This is a genomic window from Mycobacterium sp. (assembly GCF_032159765.1).
In the GTDB taxonomy this organism is placed as follows: domain Bacteria; phylum Actinomycetota; class Actinomycetes; order Mycobacteriales; family Mycobacteriaceae; genus Mycobacterium.
In genome coordinates this window covers 1-17,584 of the sequence record NZ_JAVHWM010000218.1, presented here as the reverse complement: position 1 = coordinate 17,584, position 17,584 = coordinate 1, and the positions used below count along the sequence as shown (strand labels likewise).

The window sequence follows — 17,584 nt, the reverse complement described above, 5'->3', positions numbered from 1 at the left end:
CCTCGCCACAGCGGTCCGTGCCCCGGCAGGAGTACGTCGGTGTCCAGCAGCGCGAGTGCGTCCAGGCTGCGACGGCAGCGGTCTTCGTCGTGGTTGAACACCGACGGCAACAGTTGCGGTCCTTTCCTGCGACTGACAGCATGCCCTGTCACGAGCGCATCGCCGCTCACCAACACCCCCTCGACAATAAAACTGCAGTGTCCGCCCGTGTGCCCGGGTGTGGGAATGGGGACGGGCTGACCCGGCAACGTGTGGGCGACGTCGCTGGTCAGCGGCTGCGCGCCGGGGATGCCGTCCCGGATCATCCCGCCCTTGCGCAGCAGTCGCACTGTCCACGGTGCCCACCCCGGGCGCCAGATGTTAGCCGCGACGTCAAGAGGCGAGGCCTGCTCGAGGTACTCGCGCTTGGCGTGGCCCACCTCGTCTGGATGGCAGAAGACTTGTGTGCCATGCACTTTGGCGAACCAAATCGCGGACCCGAGGTGGTCGACGTGCGCGTGCGTCAGCACGATCGCACGGACGTCCCCGACGCCGTAGCCAAGCGCAGACAGCGATGCGAGGACGTCGTCGCGATCACCCGGTAGACCGGCGTCGAACAGTGCGATGCCGTCGCTGCCGGTCGCCACCGCCCAGTTCACCAGATCGCCCTGTACGAAGTGAAGGGAGTCGATGACGGAAGTTAGCCCCCACGCCATCCCGCCGAGTCTAGACAGGGGGTACAACTAAAACGTGCCTGAACTGAAACTGGGATACAAAGCATCAGCAGAACAATTCGACCCGCGTGAGCTCGTCGAGCTCGCCGTCCTCGCCGAACAGCACGGTATGGACAGCGCTTCGGTCAGCGACCACTTCCAACCGTGGCGCTTCGAAGGTGGCCACGCGCCCTTCTCACTGGCCTGGATGGCCGCGGTGGGCGAGCGCACTGAGCGACTGGTTCTTGGCACCTCGGTGCTCACCCCGACCTTCCGCTACAACCCCGCGGTCATCGCGCAGGCCTTCGCGACGATGGGTTGCCTGTACCCCGGCCGCGTCTTCCTCGGTGTCGGCACGGGCGAGGCGCTGAATGAGATCGCGACCGGATACATCGGCGAGTGGCCGGATTTCAAGGAACGATTCGCCCGGCTGCGGGAGTCGGTGCGGCTGATGCGTGAGCTGTGGCTGGGCGACCGCGTGAGCTTCGAGGGCGAGTACTACCACACCAAGGGCGCCGCGATCTACGACGTGCCCGAGGGTGGTGTGCCCGTGTATATCGCCGCCGGCGGTCCGGTGGTGGCGAAGTACGCCGGCCGCGCGGGCGACGGCTTCATCTGTACGTCGGGCAAGGGCGAGGAGCTGTACAAGGACAAGCTGATCCCGGCCGTCCGAGAAGGCGCAGAGGCCGCCGACCGCGATTTCGACGCGATCGACAGGATGATCGAGATCAAGATCTCTTACGACACCGATCCGGATCTGGCCATTGAGAACACGCGGTTTTGGGCCCCGCTGTCGCTGTCCGCAGAGCAGAAGCACAGCATCGACGATCCGATGGAGATGGAGAAGGCCGCCGACGAGCTGCCGATCGAGCAGGTTGCCAAGCGCTGGATTGTCGCGTCCGATCCCGACGAGGCCGTCGAAAAGGTCGCGCAGTACGTCGAGTGGGGGCTGAACCATCTCGTCTTCCACGCGCCCGGCCACGACCAGCGCCGGTTCCTTGAGCTTTTCGAAAAGGATCTCGCTCCGCGGCTCCGCCGGCTGGGCTAGATGGCCCAACCCGATTCTCTTCGCGCAAGCGGCTCATCGTTCGCCATCTATGTCGCATCCCCCGAGGGCGACACCGGTAAGTCGACGGTCGCATTGGGGCTGCTTCACCACCTCGCCGCCAATGTCGCGAAAGTAGGTGTGTTCCGGCCGATCACGCGGCTTGACGAAGACCGCGACTACATCCTCGACCTGTTGCTGCCACAGACCGACGCCGGCCTGCCGTACGAAGACTGCGTCGGGGTGACGTACCAGCAGATCCACGAGGATGTGGACGCGGCGATCACCGAGATCGTCAGCCGTTACCACGCGATGGCCGATCGGTGCGACGCCGTGGTGATCGTCGGCAGTGACTACACCGACGTCGCGACTCCCACCGAGTTGAGCGTCAACGGCCGCATCGCTGTGAATCTCGGTGCGCCGATTGTGCTTTCGGTGCGCGCCAGGGACCGCACACCCGACCAGGTTGCCCAGGTCGTCGAGGTGTGTCTCGCCGAGCTCGCCAACCAGCACGCACACACGGCCGCGGTGGTGGCGAACCGATGCGATCCCGCCGCCATGGCCGACGTCGCCGCGGCCCTCGAGCGGTTCGAGCCGAAGACGTACGTGGTGCCGGAGGAGCCGCTGCTGGTCGCGCCGACCGTACGTGACCTCCAACGATCCGTCGGGGGAACACTGCTGAGCGGTGACGAAGTGCTGCTGGACCGCGAGGTGATGGCGATTCTTGTGGCGGGGATGACGGCCGAGCACGTCCTGGAGCGCCTCAGTGACGGTGTCGCAGTCATCACCCCGGGCGACCGCTCCGACGTCGTACTCGCGGTGTCGAGTGCCCATGCAGCCGAAGGGTTTCCGTCGTTGTCGACGGTCATCCTCAACGGAGGTCTGCCCCTTCACCCGTCGATCGCGTCGCTGGTCAACGGGCTGGACATCCGGCTGCCGATCATCACGACGAAGCTTGGCACGTTCGAGACGGCCAGCGCTGTCGCGACGACCCGCGGCCGCGTGACTGCGACGTCCCAGCGCAAGATCGACACCGCGCTGGCGCTGATGGAGCGCCACGTCGATATGTTCGATCTCCTTGAGCAGCTGGCGATTCCGATACCGACCATCACCACTCCGCAGATGTTCACCTACCAGCTGGTGGAACGTGCGCGCGCGGACCGCAAGCGCATCGTGTTGCCGGAAGGCGACGACGACAGGATCCTGCAGGCAGCCGGACGGTTGTTGCGCCGCGGCATCGTGGAGCTGACCATTCTCGGCGATGAGGGTGAGATCCGTTCTCGTGCCGCGGAGTTGGGCGCAGACCTGTCATCTGTGACGGTGCTCGATCCGAAGACCAGTGACATGTGCGGGAAGTTCGCCGAGCAGTACGCCGAGCTTCGCAAGAACAAGGGCATGACCCTGGAGCTGGCCCGCGAAACCATCCACGATGTGTCCTACTTCGGAACCATGCTGGTGTACAACGGGATCGTCGACGGCATGGTGTCGGGGGCAGCGCACACCACGGCACATACCGTGCGTCCTGCGTTCGAGATCATCAAGACCAAACCCGACGTGTCGACGGTGTCGAGCGTCTTCCTGATGTGCCTCGCCGATCGCGTGCTGGCCTACGGAGACTGCGCGATCGTGCCGGACCCCACGTCGGAGCAGTTGGCAGACATCGCGATCTCCTCGGCGCGTACCGCCAAGCAGTTCGGCATCGATCCGCGCGTCGCGATGCTCTCGTACTCGACTGGCACCTCGGGTACCGGCGCCGATGTCGAAAAGGTCCGCAGGGCAACCGAACTGGTGCGAGAGCGGCAACCGGATCTGCTGGTGGACGGGCCGATGCAATACGACGCGGCCGTGGAGCCGTCGGTGGCGGCGTCCAAGGCGCCTGACTCGCCGGTCGCGGGTCGCGCCACCGTGCTGATCTTCCCGGACCTGAACACCGGCAACAACACCTACAAGGCCGTGCAGCGCAGCGCGGGCGCCATCGCGATCGGGCCGGTGCTGCAGGGCCTGAAGAAACCGGTCAACGACCTTTCGCGGGGCGCGCTCGTCGAAGACATCGTCTACACCGTCGCGATCACGGCGATCCAGGCACAGGGATAACACGTGACTGGCACAGTCCTGGTGCTGAATTCGGGTTCCTCCACGGTGAAGTACGCGGTCGTCGATCCGGCGTCGGGCACGGCGGTCACCGACGGAATGGTGGAGCGGATCGGCGAGGGTGAGGTTCGCGACCACGAAGCCGCGCTGCGTATCGCCTTCGACAAGCTGGCCGAGCTGGAGGGCCTCATCGCAGTCGGGCACCGAATTGTGCACGGCGGCAAGGAGTTTTACCAGCCTACGTTGATCACCGACGCGGTAGTAGAAAGGCTCAAGGAACTCGCGCCGCTGGCGCCACTGCACAACCCGCCTGGCGTGCAGGGGATCGAAGTCGCGCGCAAGCTGCTGCCCGATCTGCCACATGTCGCCGTGTTCGACACCGCGTTCTTCCATGATCTCCCGGCCTCGGCGTCGACGTACGCGATCGACCATGAGCTCGGCGAGCGCTGGGACGTGCGCCGCTACGGTTTTCACGGCACCTCGCATCAGTACGTCAGCGAGCAGTCCGCCCGCTTCCTGGGCAAGCCGCTGGAGTCTCTGCGGCAGATCGTGCTGCATCTAGGCAACGGCGCCTCCGCCGCGGCGATCGCGGGCGGGCGCCCCGTCGACACCTCGATGGGCCTGACGCCGATGGAGGGCCTGGTGATGGGCACCCGCGCCGGTGACATCGACGCCGGCGTCCTGTTCTACCTCTGGCGCACCGCCGCCATGACCGTCGAAGAGATCGAGACGATGCTCAACCGACGGTCCGGAATGTTCGGGCTGTGCGGGGAGTTCGATTTCCGGCGGGTCCACGCACAGATCCAGGCGGGGGACGCGGCCGCGCAGAGGGCCTACGACATTTACATCCACCGACTCCGCAAGTACATCGGGGCATACCTGGCGGTGCTCGGCGGCGCCGACGTGATCACCTTCACGGCAGGCGTCGGCGAGAACGACGGGGTGGTGCGCCGCGATGCCCTAGCCGGGCTGGCGCCTCTGGGCGTCGAGCTCGACGAAGATCTCAACGACAGCCGCGAACGCGGCCCCCGGCGGATTTCACGCGAGGATTCGCCGACGGCCGTGCTGGTGATCCCCACCGACGAGGAGTTGGCGATCGCGCGAGCCTGCGTCGACGTGATCTGATCGGGCGGTTCGCCCTCTGGACGCCGTAGCTGCATACGACCTGGACGTTACTTCACAATCTGATCAACTTGCGTACCTATCATCGCTCGTAGTACTTAGATATTGCCTCGTGAACCCTGGGCGAAACGAACCATCCGGTGTCGTCCTTCGGGGGCGCATCGTGACGAAAAGCAGGATGCAGGCGCGAAATGGAAATCCAGCACGACGGCGGTGAGGCCCTTGCGTGGGGCGCCGCTGACCGCGTCGGCTGGTTTCGCTTCTACTTCGACGACGAACGCTGGGAGTGGTCACCGCAGGTCGCCAAGATGCACGGTTATGCCGACGGACCCGTGACGCCGACCACCGATCTCGTGCTTTCCCACAAACACCCCGAGGACTACCGGCAGATCGCCGATACCCTCGCGCTGATCAGGCAAACCCGCCAGCCGTTCAGCAGCCGCCATCGGATCCGTGACCTGCGCGGCGGCGTGCACCACGTCGTCGTGGTCGGAGACCAACTGCGCGACGAGGCGGGATCCGTCGTCGGCACGCACGGCTTCTATATCGACGTCACGCCGGCCGAACGTGCGCGCCAGGATCACCTGACCGCCGAGGTGGCCAAGATCACCAAGAGCCGCGCGGCGATTGAGCAGGCCAAAGGCATGCTGATGGCGATCTACGGGATCGACGCCACCGCGGCATTCGACCTCCTGAAATGGCGCTCTCAGGAAGCCAACGTCAAGCTGCGGCCACTTGCCGAGCAGATCGTCATCGACTTCTCGGCGGTCGCTCACGACGAGAAGTTGCCCGCCCGCGCGGTCTACGACAACCTCCTGCTCACCGCTCAGGACAGGATCGACTCCGACACCCTAGAAGACCGCGACACCCTAGAACACCGCGACAACCTAGAAGGTTGACGCGGGCCGCACCGAATTGGCCATGTCGACCAGGGCGTACCGATGCGCGCGGGTGGGTGCCACGCGGGCCAGCCCCCGCAGCGACGCCTCGACGCCCAGCCGCAGACCGTGCGGCGTGAACGGATACCCGAGGATGTGGTTGGTGCTGGCCTTGTGGTCGCCTATCCAATCCAGCGCGGTGCCCAGCACCAGCGCCCGGATTTGCAGCACGCGCGGCTCGCCGTCAGGCAACGCCTCGACGCGGCGGGCCGCCTCGCGGATCTGGGCTTCGTTGAGCTCACTCATCGACCGTCCAGACAGCAGCGTCACCGCGCTCGTCAGCCGCGCGGTCGTGAAGTGCCGTGACGTGCCAGGCACCAAATCCAGCGTGCGCACCGCGCCCTCCCGGTCGCCCCCACTCGATCGGCCGCGTGCCAGTCCGAAGCCCGCGGAGATCACCCCGTTGTCGGTGCTCCACACGGCTTCGTAGAACTTCAGCCCGTCGGGACTACCCGCGAGCTCCGCGGTGGCGGCCAGTGCCAGCTTCGGCGCCACCTCGCCCGGCTGTGTGTCCAGCACTTCGGTGAAATGCTTTGTGGCCGACTCGAAGTCACCCATCAGGACCTCGGACACCGCACGGAACCACACCAACCGCCATTGCCAGCCCACCCGTTCGGCCAGGTCGTCCAGTTTGCGGGTGGCCTTGGCGACGTCGCCGAGGTCGAGCAGAGCGCGTACCTCCATCAGCGGCAACTCCACCGACTCGGACAGGTCGACGCCCTCGCTATCCAGCGTGCCGTGTCGGGCCGCGCGCAGCGAATCCAGCGTCTGCACCGGCTGCGACAACACGGTTGCCGACAACACCGCGGCCCCGACGTCTGACGGATCCACCAGCGGCACCGGGAGCGCGAGGATGATCTCCTCCGCCGTCAGCCTCTCGGCATGCACCAGCCCGTCGAGGTACACGTCGGTGTGCGCGACGAGCAGCTCGACTCCGAACGTCGACCGCGACGGGCTGAACACGGTCGACAACCCCGGCCGTGGAGTGCCGCTGTCGTGGGCGACCACCTCACGAAGGACGCCAAGCAGCTGCGCCGACATCTCCTCGGCGCTGCGGAACCGCCGCCGTGGATCGGGAGCGATCGCCCGGCGCAGCAGCCGCGCGTACGAGTCGTACGTCTTGAGCACCGGATCGTCCTCGGGCAGCCCCTCGAGGTAGCGGCCCCTTTTCGTGGGCATCGTCAGCGTCAGCGCGGCAAGCGTGCGGCCGACGGTGTAGATGTCGCTGGCGACGGTCGGTCCCGTTCGCACGATCTCGGGTGCCTGATAGCCAGGCGTGCCGTACAGGTAGCCGAACGACTTGATCCGCGACACCGCACCGAGGTCGATGAGCTTCAGCTGCTCCTCGGTGATCATGATGTTTTCCGGCTTCAAGTCGTTGTACGTCAGGCCGATGGAATGCAGATACGCCAACGCGGGCAGGATCTCGAGCATGTACGCAATCGCCTGGGCCACAGGCAGTTTGGCGCCCTTGGCCGGTTTCAGCGACGTGCCGCCGACGTACTCCATCACGATGTAGCCGACCGGCTCGCCGTGCTTGTCGGGATGCTGGACGAAGTTGAAGATCTTCACCATCGACGGATGGGTCACCTCAGCCAGGAACTGACGTTCGGCCATCGCGATCGCCTGCGCCTCGGCGTCACCCGAATGGACCAGGCCCTTGAGGACCACCGGCCGCTCGTTGACGTTGTGGTCGACTGCCAGATACACCCAGCCCAGTCCGCCGTGAGCGATGCAGCCCTTGATCTCGTACTGGCCGGCGACCTTGTCGCCGGGGCCGAGCTGCGGCAGGAACGAGAACGGGCTGCCGCAGTTGGGGCATGTGCCCTCGCTTTGGTCCTCTTTATTGCGTGACGCGCGACCGACGGGCCGTCCGCAGTTCCAGCAGAACCGCTTCGACTCGGCCACAACAGGATTCGTCATCAGGGCGGTCAGCGGATCCCGCTCAGGTACTCGCGGAATCTCGACGAGGCCGCCGCCAAGCCGTCGGTGCGCCGGTTGGCGCGCGAGCGTGGTGTGTTCGTCCGCGTCGCCGGACAATGAGGAGTCGGTGGTCTCGCTGTCCGGATCCTCGTCGGTCTCGGCTCGGAAGATCGCTTGAGTGGCCATCGGGCGCAGCGTGGCCGCCGAGTCCTCCGCGTAATCGATGCCGAACGCCGCCGGCTGCGTGCCGGGTCCTAGATCGTCGTCATCGGTGGCCATCAGTCGCTGTACCTCGCCGTCGGCGGCGACGCGTTCGAGCCGAGTACGTTTAGCCACTTGCGGTACAACGCATACCAGGTCCCGTCCCGACGAATCCGTTCCAGCGTGCCGTTCACGAATCGCACCAAGCCGGTGTTCTGCAGGTTGATTCCGATGCCGTACGGCTCCTCCTCGAGGTTGGGGCCGACGATGTGCAGGTAGGGGTCCTGCGACTCCAGCCCGGCCAGGATCGAGTCGTCGGTGCTTACCGCATCCACCTGCCGTTGTTGAAGTGCGACAAGGCAATCCGCCCAGGTCACCACTGAAACGATGATCGGCGGCGGGTTTATCCGCGACAGCCGGTCGATCGACGTGGTGCCGCTGGCCGCGCAGACTCGCTTGCCTGACAGGTCTGAGGGTCCTGCGATGGCCGAGTCCGTCGGAGCCAGAATCTTTTGGTTCGCAACCAGATACACGGTCGAGAAAGCGACGTCCTTGCGACGCTCGCAGGTGATCGTCATGGTCTTGACGACGACGTCGACCTTGTTCTGCTGCAACGCCTGGATCCGTTCGCTCGACGACAGGATCCGATACTCGACCTTTGACGGCGTCCCGAAGATGTCACGGGCGATCTCTCCGGCAATGTCGACGTCGAATCCGGTCAGATCGCCGGAGATCGGATCGCGGTAGCTGAGAAGGTTGCTCCCGATGTCGAGCCCCACCAGCAGCGTGCCGCGCTGCCGGATACTTGCGACGGCGGCGTCGGCGTCCTTCTTGTCGGTGAACGGCCGCAGACTGGCGGTCAGGTCGCAGCCGGTTGACGGTGGCGTCGCGGGACTCTGCACAGGCGGAAGTTCAGTCATCCCAGCTGGCGAGGGCGGCGCGAGCGAAAGCGAAGGCTCCTCGGGCATGGACTCGGCCGTCGCGCACCCGGTGAGCACGAGGCCGGCCACGGCGGCGATGCTGAGTGCCTTTCTGAATCTCATCTGTACTCACTCATTCTCGGCCACAACCCGATCGTCACCGCCAGCGCGGCCACCACGGACAGGACGACCGCGCCGACCGTCGCTCCCGCAAGCACCGCTCGGGCATTCACGATGTCGTTGCGCAACTGGCGACGGCTTTCCTCGATGCCGTTGTTGAGGGATTCCTCGAGCCGGTCGAACGCCGGAGTGGCGTCCTGTTCACCGAGGCCCAACGCGACTTGAGTGGCGGCCTGGTAATTGCCGACGGCGATGTACATGTTGATCTTGTCGTCAGCTTCACGCCAGCGCGCCAGCAGCTCGTTGGCGTTCTTCAGATCGGACTTGTCGATCGCGTCAGCGCGGTTGAGGTAGTCGTTGAGCATCTGGCGCATCGTGTCGAGGCGCCGGTAAAACGACTCTTTGCGGGTGTCCTCGTCGCCGCGGCGGATCAATGCGAGCGTTTCGTCGGCTCGCGCCTGCTGCGCTGTGATGGCCAAGTTGGTGACGGTCTTCAGCGATTCGGCCGCGGTGCTCTTGGCGCTGCGGCTGTCGGTGGTGGAGATTCCGAGCACCGTGCCCACCCAAACCACCATAATCAGTACTGCGGTGCCGCCGGCGACGAAGCCGAAGTTGAGTCGCCGCTGAGTCTTTCGCGCGAGCCAGTTGTTCGAGTACATGCCGAACAACAGCGTGACGGCGACGACGATGGTGCCCAGCAGCGGGATGTTGGTGGACGCGGTGGTTTCCGCATCCACCCGCTGTGATGTCTGGTCGTACAGCCGCTTTGCGTCGGGCAGGATCTGCTGCTGCATCATCGCCGACGCCTCGGACAGATACGACGAACCGACGGGCTTGGCCGCGCGGTTGTTGGTCCGCGCCGTTTCGACCAGGCCGGTGTACACGGCCAGCCGGGCGTTGATCCGTCCCAGCAGGTCCTGCATCGACGGGTCGGTCAGACCGCTCGACGCGCGGGTCAACGCCACCGCGGCGTCCGTGATTGCCTGCTCGTAGCGCTGTCGCACCTCGCGCGGTTCAGCGCCGGCGATGAACGCGGTGGCCGCGGCCGCGTCGGCCACCGACAGCGTGGTGTACAGCTTCCCGGCGGCGAACGCCAGCGGTTCGGTGTGGTTGAGCACTGTCGTCAGCGCTTGCTGACGATCGTTGATCGTGGTGGACGTGGCGAACGCGCTGAGCGTGACCAGCGCGATCAGCACGACACCGCTGACCAGGATGCGCCCGGGCGTCGTCGTCCAGAACCACCAGCGGGGATGAAGCGGGTCGACAGCCCTCGTCAGCGCAGCCGGTTCTGTCGATGGATGCGCCAGCTCCACGGTCACCGGTTTGCGCCCCTCTTGCTCGGGTTCGAGCCCAATCTATAAGCGAATTCTAAGAGAACGTGTCAGGACGCGCGTCGGTTCAGGATCACAGCGTTTCGCGGGCGCCCTATCCTTGGATCCGTGCGAGGTGACGGCGACGGGTGGGTCGTTTCCGACACCGGCGCGATGTTTTGGGGACGGCACGGCGCGGCGGGTCTCTTGCTGCGCGCGCCGCTGCCCGGCGGTACGACCGTGGTGTTGCTACAGCACCGCGCGGTGTGGAGCCACCAGGGTGGCACCTGGGGATTGCCGGGAGGGGCTCGCGACAGCCACGAATCTCCCGAAGAGACGGCGGTCCGTGAGGCCCACGAAGAGGCCGGCCTCGTCGCCGACCATGTGGTCGTTCGGGCCGCCGTGGTGACCAGCACCGCGAGCGGCAGTGACTGGACCTACACGACGGTCGTCGCCGACGCGCCACATCCGCTCGACACCGTCGCCAACCACGAAAGTGCCGAACTGCGCTGGGTGGCGGAGGACGAGGTCGCCTCGCTTCCCCTGCATCCCGGCTTCGCGGCCAGCTGGCAACAGGTCCTCGAGCTGAGCCGCCTCACACCGCTTCAGCAAGCGCCGCGCTGAGTGCGCGAGCAGCAGCGCGCGGATCCTCGGCTGCGGTGATCGCCCGCACCACCACCACGCGGCGTGCGCCGGCGGCCAAGACCTCAGGCAAGCGCTGAAGGTCGATACCGCCGATCGCGAACCACGGCTTGTCGGTGTGCATCGACGCCACCTGCCGGACCAAGTCGAGCCCGGTTGCGCTGCGGCCGGGCTTCGTGGGTGTCGGCCAGCAGGGGCCGACGCAGAAGTACTCCACATCGTCGGTCAACGCGGCGCGGGCCTGCTCGGGGTCATGCGTGGACCGGCCGATGATGGCGCCCGGGGAAATGACGTCGCGGGCCACCTCGAGCGGAAGGTCGTCCTGTCCGAGATGCAGCACCTGAGCGCGGGCCGCACGAGCGATATCCGCGCGGTCATTGACCGCGAACAGCGCGCGATGCCGGGCCGCCGCGTCGGCGAGGATCTCCAGCGCGGCCAGCTCGGCGCGTGCCTCCAACGGCCCGAACCGCTGCTCGCCGACGGAGCCCTTGTCCCGCAGCTGGATGACGTCCACCCCGCCGGCCAACGCTTCGTCCGCGAATTCCGCCAGGTCACCTCGTTCCCTGCGGGCATCGGTGCACAGGTACAGCTTTGCCGCGGCGATCTGTACGGCGGGGATCTGCACACCGTGACCGTAGCGGGGCGCTTGCACCGATAGCCTGGAAACCACCATGTCCAACGGCTCTTCGCGCGAGCGCTCATCGCTGTCAAAGGGATCCATCGCGGTCATCGGCGGCGGCGTCATCGGTCTATCGGTCGCCCGGCGGCTCGCTCAGTCCGGGCGCGGCGTTCGCGTGCATCGCAACCCGGGCGACCCCGGCGCGTCGTGGGTGGCCGGGGGCATGCTGGCCCCGCACAGCGAGGGGTGGCCCGGCGAGGAGCGGCTGCTGCGGATCGGGATGGAGTCACTCGCGCGGTGGCGTGAGCGCGGGCCCGGCTCATATCTGGACGGGCTGCCGGACGCGGTGATCACCGCGAGGGAATCGCTGGTGGTTGCCGTCGACCGCGCCGACGCAGCGGACCTGCGAACGGTGGGCCAGTGGTTGGCGGATCAAGGCCACCCCGTGACTCTCACCTCGAACGCGCGCGACATCGAACCCCTTCTGGCGCAGGGAATTAGACACGGCTTTCGAGCCGTCAACGAAATGGCCGTCGACAACCGCGCCGTGGTGACTGCGCTGGCTTTGCACTGCGATCAGCTCGGCGTCACGTGGGCCGGCCCCGTCGGCGACCTGGCCCACATCGACGACGTCGACGCCATCGTGTTGGCCAACGGCGTCGATGCGCCGTCGCTGTGGCCGGGTCTGGCCGTCCGACCGGTGAAGGGCGAGGTGTTGCGGCTGCGGTGGCGATCCGGGTGTATGCCGGTACCGCAGAGAGTGATTCGCGCGCGCGTCCACGGCAGGCAGGTGTACCTGGTGCCGCGGCCGGACGGCGTCGTCGTCGGCGCGACCCAGTACGAGCATGGTCGCGACACCGCGCCCGTCGTGGCCGGAGTCCGGGAGCTGCTCGACGACGCGTGCGCGGTGATTCCCGCCCTGGGTGAATACGAACTCGCGGAGACCGGGGCCGGCCTGCGACCCATGACCCCGGACAACATGCCCTTCGTCGGCCGGCTCGACGAGCGGGTGTTCGCAGCCGTCGGGCATGGCCGTTCCGGGTTTCTGTTGGCACCATGGACCGCGGAGAAGGTTATGGCCGAATTCAACGCGGTGCTGGGGGCGACGTGATCGTGACCGTCAACGACGAACGTGTGCAGGTTGACGAGCACACCACCGTCGCTGCGCTGCTGAGCCGGCTGGGCTTTCCCGACAAGGGGGTCGCGGTGGCGCTGGATTGGTCGGTGCTGCCGCGATCGGGATGGAACACGGCGCTTTTCGACGGGGCCCGGATCGAGGTCGTGACGGCGGTGCAGGGTGGCTGAACCTGTTGCTTTTTGCACAAGCGGCTCATCGACACCCAAACTCACGATCGCGGGCCGCAGTTTCGGCTCCCGCTTGATCATGGGTACCGGTGGTGCGAGCAATCTCTCGGTGCTCGAGGAGGCTTTGGTCGCGTCCGGGACCGAAATGACCACGGTGGCGATGAGGCGCGTCGACGCAGCGGGCGGAACCGGTGTGCTGGACCTGCTGGGACGCCTGGGTATCACCCCGCTGCCGAACACCGCGGGCTGCCGCAGTGCCGCCGAAGCCGTGCTCACTGCGCAGCTGGCGCGCGAGGCGCTGCAGACGGATTGGGTCAAGCTCGAAGTCATCGCCGACGAACGCACCTTGCTTCCTGACGGCGCCGAATTGGTCAGGGCTGCAGAGCAATTGGTGGACGACGGCTTCGTCGTGCTGCCGTACACCAACGACGACCCGGTGTTGTCGCGTCGGCTCGAGGACATCGGCTGCGCGGCGGTGATGCCACTGGGCTCGCCGATCGGCACCGGCCTGGGCATCGCGAACCCGCACAACATCGAGATGATCGTCGAGCAGGCCGGGGTTCCGGTGGTGCTCGACGCCGGGATCGGCACGGCCAGCGACGCGGCGCTGGCGATGGAGTTGGGCTGTGATGCGGTGCTGCTGGCCACTGCGGTGACGCGGGCTACCGACCCGCCCGCCATGGCCGCGGCGATGGCCGCAGCCGTCAGCGCCGGATACCTTGCCCGCCACGCGGGACGCATCCCGAAGCGATTCTGGGCGCAGGCATCCAGCCCGTCAGTCGACTGGGACACATGAGCGGTCGTTACGTCGCGCTGGGCAGTTCGATGGCAGCCGGCCCGTTCATCGCGCCGCGCGCGAAAGGGTCACCCGTTCGCGCGGGCCGGTCGGCCCGCAACTATGCGCACCTGGCTGCTTCGGCGTTGCGCCTCGACCTGGTCGATGTCACGTTCTCCGGTGCGACCACCGCACACGTTCTGCGCGACAAGCAGTTGGACGCGCCGCCGCAGATCGACGCTCTGGACGGTTCCGAAGCCCTCGTGACGGTGACCATCGGCGGCAACGACGTCGGCTATGTGCCGCTGCTGACGGCCGCCTGCCTCCCGTGGCCCGCCCGGTGGTTGCCGGTCATCGGTGACCGGATCCGGAACCTGCGTGATCGCGCGGCGCGCGACCGCGCCCTCGACGAGGTCGCCGTATCGCTGCGTGAGGTCGGTGAGGCCGTGCGACGGCGGGCACCGAACGCAAGAGTCCTGTTCGTCGACTACCTGACGGTCTTGCCGCCCGCCGGGCAGGAGGCGTGCCCGCTGTCGAACACCGATGCCGACCTCGGCCGTCACGTCGCCGCGCGCTTGGAGAAGCTGACGGCTGACGCGGCCGCCGCGACCGGGTGCGGCCTTGTCAAAGCCGGTGAAGCGAGCCGTCGCCACCACGCCTGGTCCGCGGATCCTTGGACGGCGGGTGTGACGCTGTTGTTGCCGGGCCGTCCGATGCCGATGCATCCCAATGCCGCAGGCATGCGCGCGGTCGCCGACCTGGTGGCGGCGCATGTTCGCAGCGGACTGCCAGAATGGGCGCCATGATCGAACTGCGGGGCCTGACCAAGTCCTTCGGCCGGACCCGTGCTGTCGACGGGCTGAGCTGCGCGATCGAGCCCGGCTTCGTCACCGGATTCCTCGGACCCAACGGCGCCGGCAAGTCCACCACGATGCGCATGATCGTCGGCCTGGACCGGCCCACCAACGGCACCGCCACGATCAACGGCCGCAGCTATCACCAGATCAAGCATCCGCTGCGGACCGTCGGCACACTCCTTGACGCGAAGCAGGTGCACCCACGACGGACCGCGCGCAATCACCTGCGCTGGATCGCGGCCAGCAACCGGCTCCCCGTCAAGCGGGTCGACGAGGTCCTCGCGATGGTCGGTCTGACCGATGTTGCCGGCAAGAAGGCGGGCACGTTTTCGCTGGGCATGTCGCAGCGGCTGGGGATTGCCGGCGCACTGCTCGGTGATCCGCCTGTGCTGATCTTCGATGAACCCGTGAACGGCCTTGATCCCGAAGGTATTCGGTGGGTCCGCACGCTGATGCGCCAACTCGCCGCGCAGGGACGCACCGTGTTCGTGTCCAGCCACCTGCTCGCGGAGATGGCCAACACCGCGGATCGGTTGGTCGTCATCGGCCGCGGCAGACTCATCGCGGCCACCACGATGAACGAGTTCGTCAGCGCCTCAGGCGGCGATTCTGTCCGCGTTCGCAGCCCCCAGGCGCCGGCGCTGCGCGACGCCCTTGCCGCGACCGGTCTGCAGGTTCTGCCGGACGGGGACGGTGTTGCGCTGGTCGTTCGCGGCGGCACCATCGAGCAGGTCGGCGAGATCGCGGCGGGCCAGAGCATCACACTGCACGAGCTGAGCCCGCAGCGGGCGTCGCTGGAAGAGGCGTACATGCACCTGACCGACCAAGCCGTCGACTACCGCGCGGGCCAGGTGCCGTCATGACCTTCACGGCCGAGCGGATCAAGCTGACCACTACGCGGTCGCCATGGTGGTGTGCCGGAGTGGCGGCGGTGCTGAGCATCGGCATCGCGGCGTTGACGTCGGCGAACGCAGTTCCGAGATTCCTGACACCGCAGACCGTCGTCGCCGGGCTGGCGACGGTCGGTGTCCCGGTGCTGATGATTCTGTCCACGCTGACGATCACGGGTGAGTTCCGCACGGGCATGATCCGCACCACGTTCATGGCCACGCCCAACCGCACCCTCGTGCTAGGCGCCAAAGCGGTGGTCGCCGCCCTGTTCGCCGCGCTCGTCACCGCCGTGACGGGGATCGCGGCGATGGCGGTGGCGAAAGCGCTGGCGCCCGAGCAGGACACGCGGCAACTCTCGTTGTTGGACGGTGAGGTGTGGCTCACGGTGGGGGCTGTCGCGTTGTACGCGGCGCTTGCTGCCGTTCTCGCTGTCAGCCTCGGGGCGTTGTTGCGGCACGCGGCCGGGGCGATCACGATCCTCCTGCTGTGGCCGTTCGTGGTCGAGCCGCTGCTTAGTTCCATGCCGCGCGTCGGCGACCGCGTCAGTCCCTTCCTGCCGTTCATCAACGCCTACGAATTCATCGGCTCGGGGATCTACAGAGACGATCGGCTGTTGTGGGGACCCGTGGGAGCGCTGCTGTACTTCACCGGGTTCGTCGCGGTCCTGTTCGTTGCCGCGGCGTTCGTCACCATCCGCCGTGACCCCTGATCGGCAGGCTAACCTGGGCGCGGTGACATTCAGACGCACGAGCGCACCACGTCGACGGGGAGCAGCGCTGCTGGCGGCGATCACACTGGTGGCGGGATCCGCTGGATGTTCGCGAGAGCAGCCTGAGCAGAACCGGGGGACGACGCCCGCGGCGACGGACTATGCCTCCTCGCTGCGCCAAAAGGTCACCGCCGACGCGATGTTCGCCCACCTGGAGGACCTCCAGCACATCGCCGACGACAACGGAGGCAACAGGGCCGTCGGCACCCGGGGCTTCGACGACAGTGTCGACTACATGGTGAAGGCATTGCGAGACAAGGGTTTCGACGTTCAGACACCGGAATTCGAGTTCCGTCACTTCGAGCCGGGCCCCCTGACCTTGACGGTGAAGGGCGCGCCGGTCGAGGCGAAAGCCATGGAGTATTCCATCGGCACCGGGCCCGCCGGGGTCAGCGGCCCATTGGTGGCCGCACCTGCGCAAGATGATTCCCCCGGTTGTTCGGCGTCGGATTTCGACGGCCTGCAGATGACGGGCGCCATCGCGCTGGTCGACCGCGGGGTCTGCCCGTTCTCGGACAAGGAGGAGGCAGCTGCCCAGCGTGGCGCGGTGGCGCTGATCGTCGCCGACAACGAGGACAACAACAAGTCGGCCGGCACGCTCGGCGCGAAGGCAGATGTCAAGATTCCGGTGATCAGCGTCAGCAAGGCAGAAGGGCAGCGGCTGCGGGCACAGCCGGGACCGACCACCATCAAATTGGATGCGAAGGTCTCGATGATCAAGGCCCGCAACGTGATTGCCCAGACCAAGACCGGATCGACACAAAACGTCGTGATGGTGGGTGGGCACCTCGACAGCGTCCCCGCGGGGCCCGGCATCAACGACAACGGCTCCGGTGTCGCGGCCGTCCTGGAGACCGCGCTCCAGCTGGGCAGCTCACCTCCGATCCAGAATGCGGTCAGGTTCGCGTTCTGGGGCGGAGAAGAATTGGGGCTCATCGGTTCTGACAAGTACATCGCGACACTCGACGAGAACGCGCTGAAGGACATCGCGCTCTATCTGAACTTCGACATGCTGGCGTCGCCAAACCCGGGCTACTTCACCTATGACGGCGATCAGTCGACGGCCCCGAGGCCCGAAGAAGGCCCGCCACGCGTGCCCGAGGGATCGGCGGGCATCGAGCGGACGCTCGTCGCCTTCCTCGCCACCGCCGGTAAGCCGGCCCAGGACACGTCGTTCAACGGCCGTTCGGACTACAGCGGTTTCACGAGAGCAGGCGTGCCCTCCGGAGGGCTGTTCTCGGGCGCCGAGGACGACAAGTCCCCAGACCAGGCCCGCTTGTGGGGTGGCGATGCCAACAAGCCGTTCGACCCGAACTATCACAAGCCAACCGACACTCTGTCGCACATCGACAAAGCGGCGCTGG

17 protein-coding genes are annotated in these 17,584 nt (G+C 66.8%); 12 read left to right on the top strand and 5 right to left on the bottom strand.

Features of this window, described 5'->3' with window-relative positions; translation table 11 throughout:
• Nucleotides 1-695, bottom strand: a 695-nt coding sequence (locus QOH60_RS27885; protein WP_526425126.1) for an MBL fold metallo-hydrolase, incomplete at its 3' end; no start/stop codon positions are given.
• A 34-nt stretch (nt 696-729) separates the two neighbouring features.
• Between QOH60_RS27885 and fgd the strand changes: the two genes are divergently transcribed.
• The 4 genes from fgd (at nt 730) to QOH60_RS27865 (ending at nt 5,849) form a co-directional block, all read left to right on the top strand.
• Nucleotides 730-1,740 (top strand): glucose-6-phosphate dehydrogenase (coenzyme-F420), encoded by a 1,011-nt coding sequence (gene fgd / locus QOH60_RS27880; RefSeq protein WP_526425125.1) that lies wholly within the window; start codon nt 730-732, stop codon nt 1,738-1,740.
• On the top strand, nt 1,741-3,831 hold the full coding sequence (gene pta / locus QOH60_RS27875) for a phosphate acetyltransferase (RefSeq protein WP_526425124.1): 2,091 nt from the start codon (nt 1,741-1,743) through the stop codon (nt 3,829-3,831).
• Nucleotides 3,832-3,834: 3 nt separating this feature from the next.
• Nucleotides 3,835-4,953 carry an acetate/propionate family kinase gene (locus QOH60_RS27870; RefSeq protein ID WP_526425123.1) on the top strand — a complete coding sequence of 373 codons (1,119 nt, stop codon included), beginning with the start codon at nt 3,835-3,837 and terminating at the stop codon, nt 4,951-4,953.
• 188 nt (nt 4,954-5,141) lie between these two features.
• A complete protein-coding gene (locus tag QOH60_RS27865; RefSeq protein ID WP_526425122.1) occupies nt 5,142-5,849 on the top strand; it encodes an ANTAR domain-containing protein in 708 nt (235 codons plus the stop codon).
• Here QOH60_RS27865 and QOH60_RS27860 read toward each other — a convergent pair.
• Genes QOH60_RS27860 through QOH60_RS27850 form a run of 3 tightly spaced genes read right to left on the bottom strand, consistent with a single transcriptional unit; the run spans nt 5,838 to nt 10,371 of the window.
• Nucleotides 5,838-8,090 (bottom strand): serine/threonine-protein kinase, encoded by a 2,253-nt coding sequence (locus tag QOH60_RS27860; RefSeq protein ID WP_526425127.1) that lies wholly within the window; start codon nt 8,088-8,090, stop codon nt 5,838-5,840. The two genes, QOH60_RS27865 and QOH60_RS27860, sit on opposite strands and share 12 nt — an antisense overlap.
• Complete coding sequence (locus QOH60_RS27855; RefSeq protein ID WP_526425121.1) at nt 8,090-9,055, bottom strand: glutamate ABC transporter substrate-binding protein; 966 nt, start codon at nt 9,053-9,055, stop codon at nt 8,090-8,092. The genes QOH60_RS27860 and QOH60_RS27855 overlap by 1 nt, the downstream gene beginning before the upstream one ends.
• Entirely contained in the window at nt 9,052-10,371 is a 1,320-nt protein-coding gene (locus QOH60_RS27850; protein ID WP_526425120.1) for a GlnX family signal transduction membrane protein, read from the bottom strand. Before QOH60_RS27850 ends, QOH60_RS27855 begins: the two co-directional genes overlap by 4 nt.
• Nucleotides 10,372-10,491: 120 nt before the next feature.
• Here QOH60_RS27850 and QOH60_RS27845 point away from each other — a divergent pair, with 120 nt between their 5' ends.
• Nucleotides 10,492-10,986, top strand: a complete 495-nt coding sequence (locus QOH60_RS27845) for an NUDIX hydrolase (protein WP_526425119.1) — start codon at nt 10,492-10,494, stop codon at nt 10,984-10,986.
• Here the strand turns inward: QOH60_RS27845 and thiE are convergent.
• A complete protein-coding gene (gene thiE, locus QOH60_RS27840) occupies nt 10,958-11,629 on the bottom strand; it encodes a thiamine phosphate synthase (RefSeq protein WP_526425118.1) in 672 nt (223 codons plus the stop codon). The genes QOH60_RS27845 and thiE overlap by 29 nt on opposite strands.
• 46 nt (nt 11,630-11,675) lie before the next feature.
• On the opposite strand from thiE, the gene thiO reads away from it, so the two are divergent.
• From thiO to QOH60_RS27805, 7 genes are all read left to right on the top strand, one after another.
• Nucleotides 11,676-12,734, top strand: coding sequence for a glycine oxidase ThiO (gene thiO, locus QOH60_RS27835; protein ID WP_526425117.1), 1,059 nt, complete (start codon nt 11,676-11,678; stop codon nt 12,732-12,734).
• Nucleotides 12,731-12,928, top strand: a complete 198-nt coding sequence (gene thiS, locus QOH60_RS27830) for a sulfur carrier protein ThiS (protein ID WP_526425116.1) — start codon at nt 12,731-12,733, stop codon at nt 12,926-12,928. The genes thiO and thiS overlap by 4 nt, the downstream gene beginning before the upstream one ends.
• Complete coding sequence (locus QOH60_RS27825) at nt 12,921-13,724, top strand: thiazole synthase (RefSeq protein ID WP_526425115.1); 804 nt, start codon at nt 12,921-12,923, stop codon at nt 13,722-13,724. The genes thiS and QOH60_RS27825 overlap by 8 nt, the downstream gene beginning before the upstream one ends.
• Entirely contained in the window at nt 13,721-14,509 is a 789-nt protein-coding gene (locus tag QOH60_RS27820; protein WP_526425114.1) for an SGNH/GDSL hydrolase family protein, read from the top strand. The genes QOH60_RS27825 and QOH60_RS27820 overlap by 4 nt, the downstream gene beginning before the upstream one ends.
• Nucleotides 14,506-15,423, top strand: coding sequence for an ATP-binding cassette domain-containing protein (locus QOH60_RS27815; RefSeq protein WP_526425113.1), 918 nt, complete (start codon nt 14,506-14,508; stop codon nt 15,421-15,423). Before QOH60_RS27820 ends, QOH60_RS27815 begins: the two co-directional genes overlap by 4 nt.
• Complete coding sequence (locus QOH60_RS27810) at nt 15,420-16,160, top strand: ABC transporter permease (RefSeq protein WP_526425112.1); 741 nt, start codon at nt 15,420-15,422, stop codon at nt 16,158-16,160. The genes QOH60_RS27815 and QOH60_RS27810 overlap by 4 nt, the downstream gene beginning before the upstream one ends.
• Nucleotides 16,161-16,182: 22 nt before the next feature.
• On the top strand, nt 16,183-17,584 hold a 1,402-nt coding region (locus QOH60_RS27805; protein WP_526425111.1), incomplete at its 3' end, for a M28 family peptidase.

What these genes read in the sequence shown, in the direction of transcription:
- pta (WP_526425124.1), top strand. Translation starts at nt 1,741, where the DNA reads ATGGCCCAACCCGATTCTCTTCGCGCAAGCGGCTCATCGTTCGCCATC.
- QOH60_RS27815 (WP_526425113.1), top strand. Translation starts at nt 14,506, where the DNA reads ATGATCGAACTGCGGGGCCTGACCAAGTCCTTCGGCCGGACCCGTGCT.
- QOH60_RS27865 (WP_526425122.1), top strand. Translation starts at nt 5,142, where the DNA reads ATGGAAATCCAGCACGACGGCGGTGAGGCCCTTGCGTGGGGCGCCGCT.
- QOH60_RS27860 (WP_526425127.1), bottom strand. Translation starts at nt 8,090, where the DNA reads ATGGCCACCGATGACGACGATCTAGGACCCGGCACGCAGCCGGCGGCG.
- thiO (WP_526425117.1), top strand. Translation starts at nt 11,676, where the DNA reads ATGTCCAACGGCTCTTCGCGCGAGCGCTCATCGCTGTCAAAGGGATCC.
- QOH60_RS27810 (WP_526425112.1), top strand. Translation starts at nt 15,420, where the DNA reads ATGACCTTCACGGCCGAGCGGATCAAGCTGACCACTACGCGGTCGCCA.
- QOH60_RS27820 (WP_526425114.1), top strand. Translation starts at nt 13,721, where the DNA reads ATGAGCGGTCGTTACGTCGCGCTGGGCAGTTCGATGGCAGCCGGCCCG.
- QOH60_RS27855 (WP_526425121.1), bottom strand. Translation starts at nt 9,055, where the DNA reads ATGAGATTCAGAAAGGCACTCAGCATCGCCGCCGTGGCCGGCCTCGTG.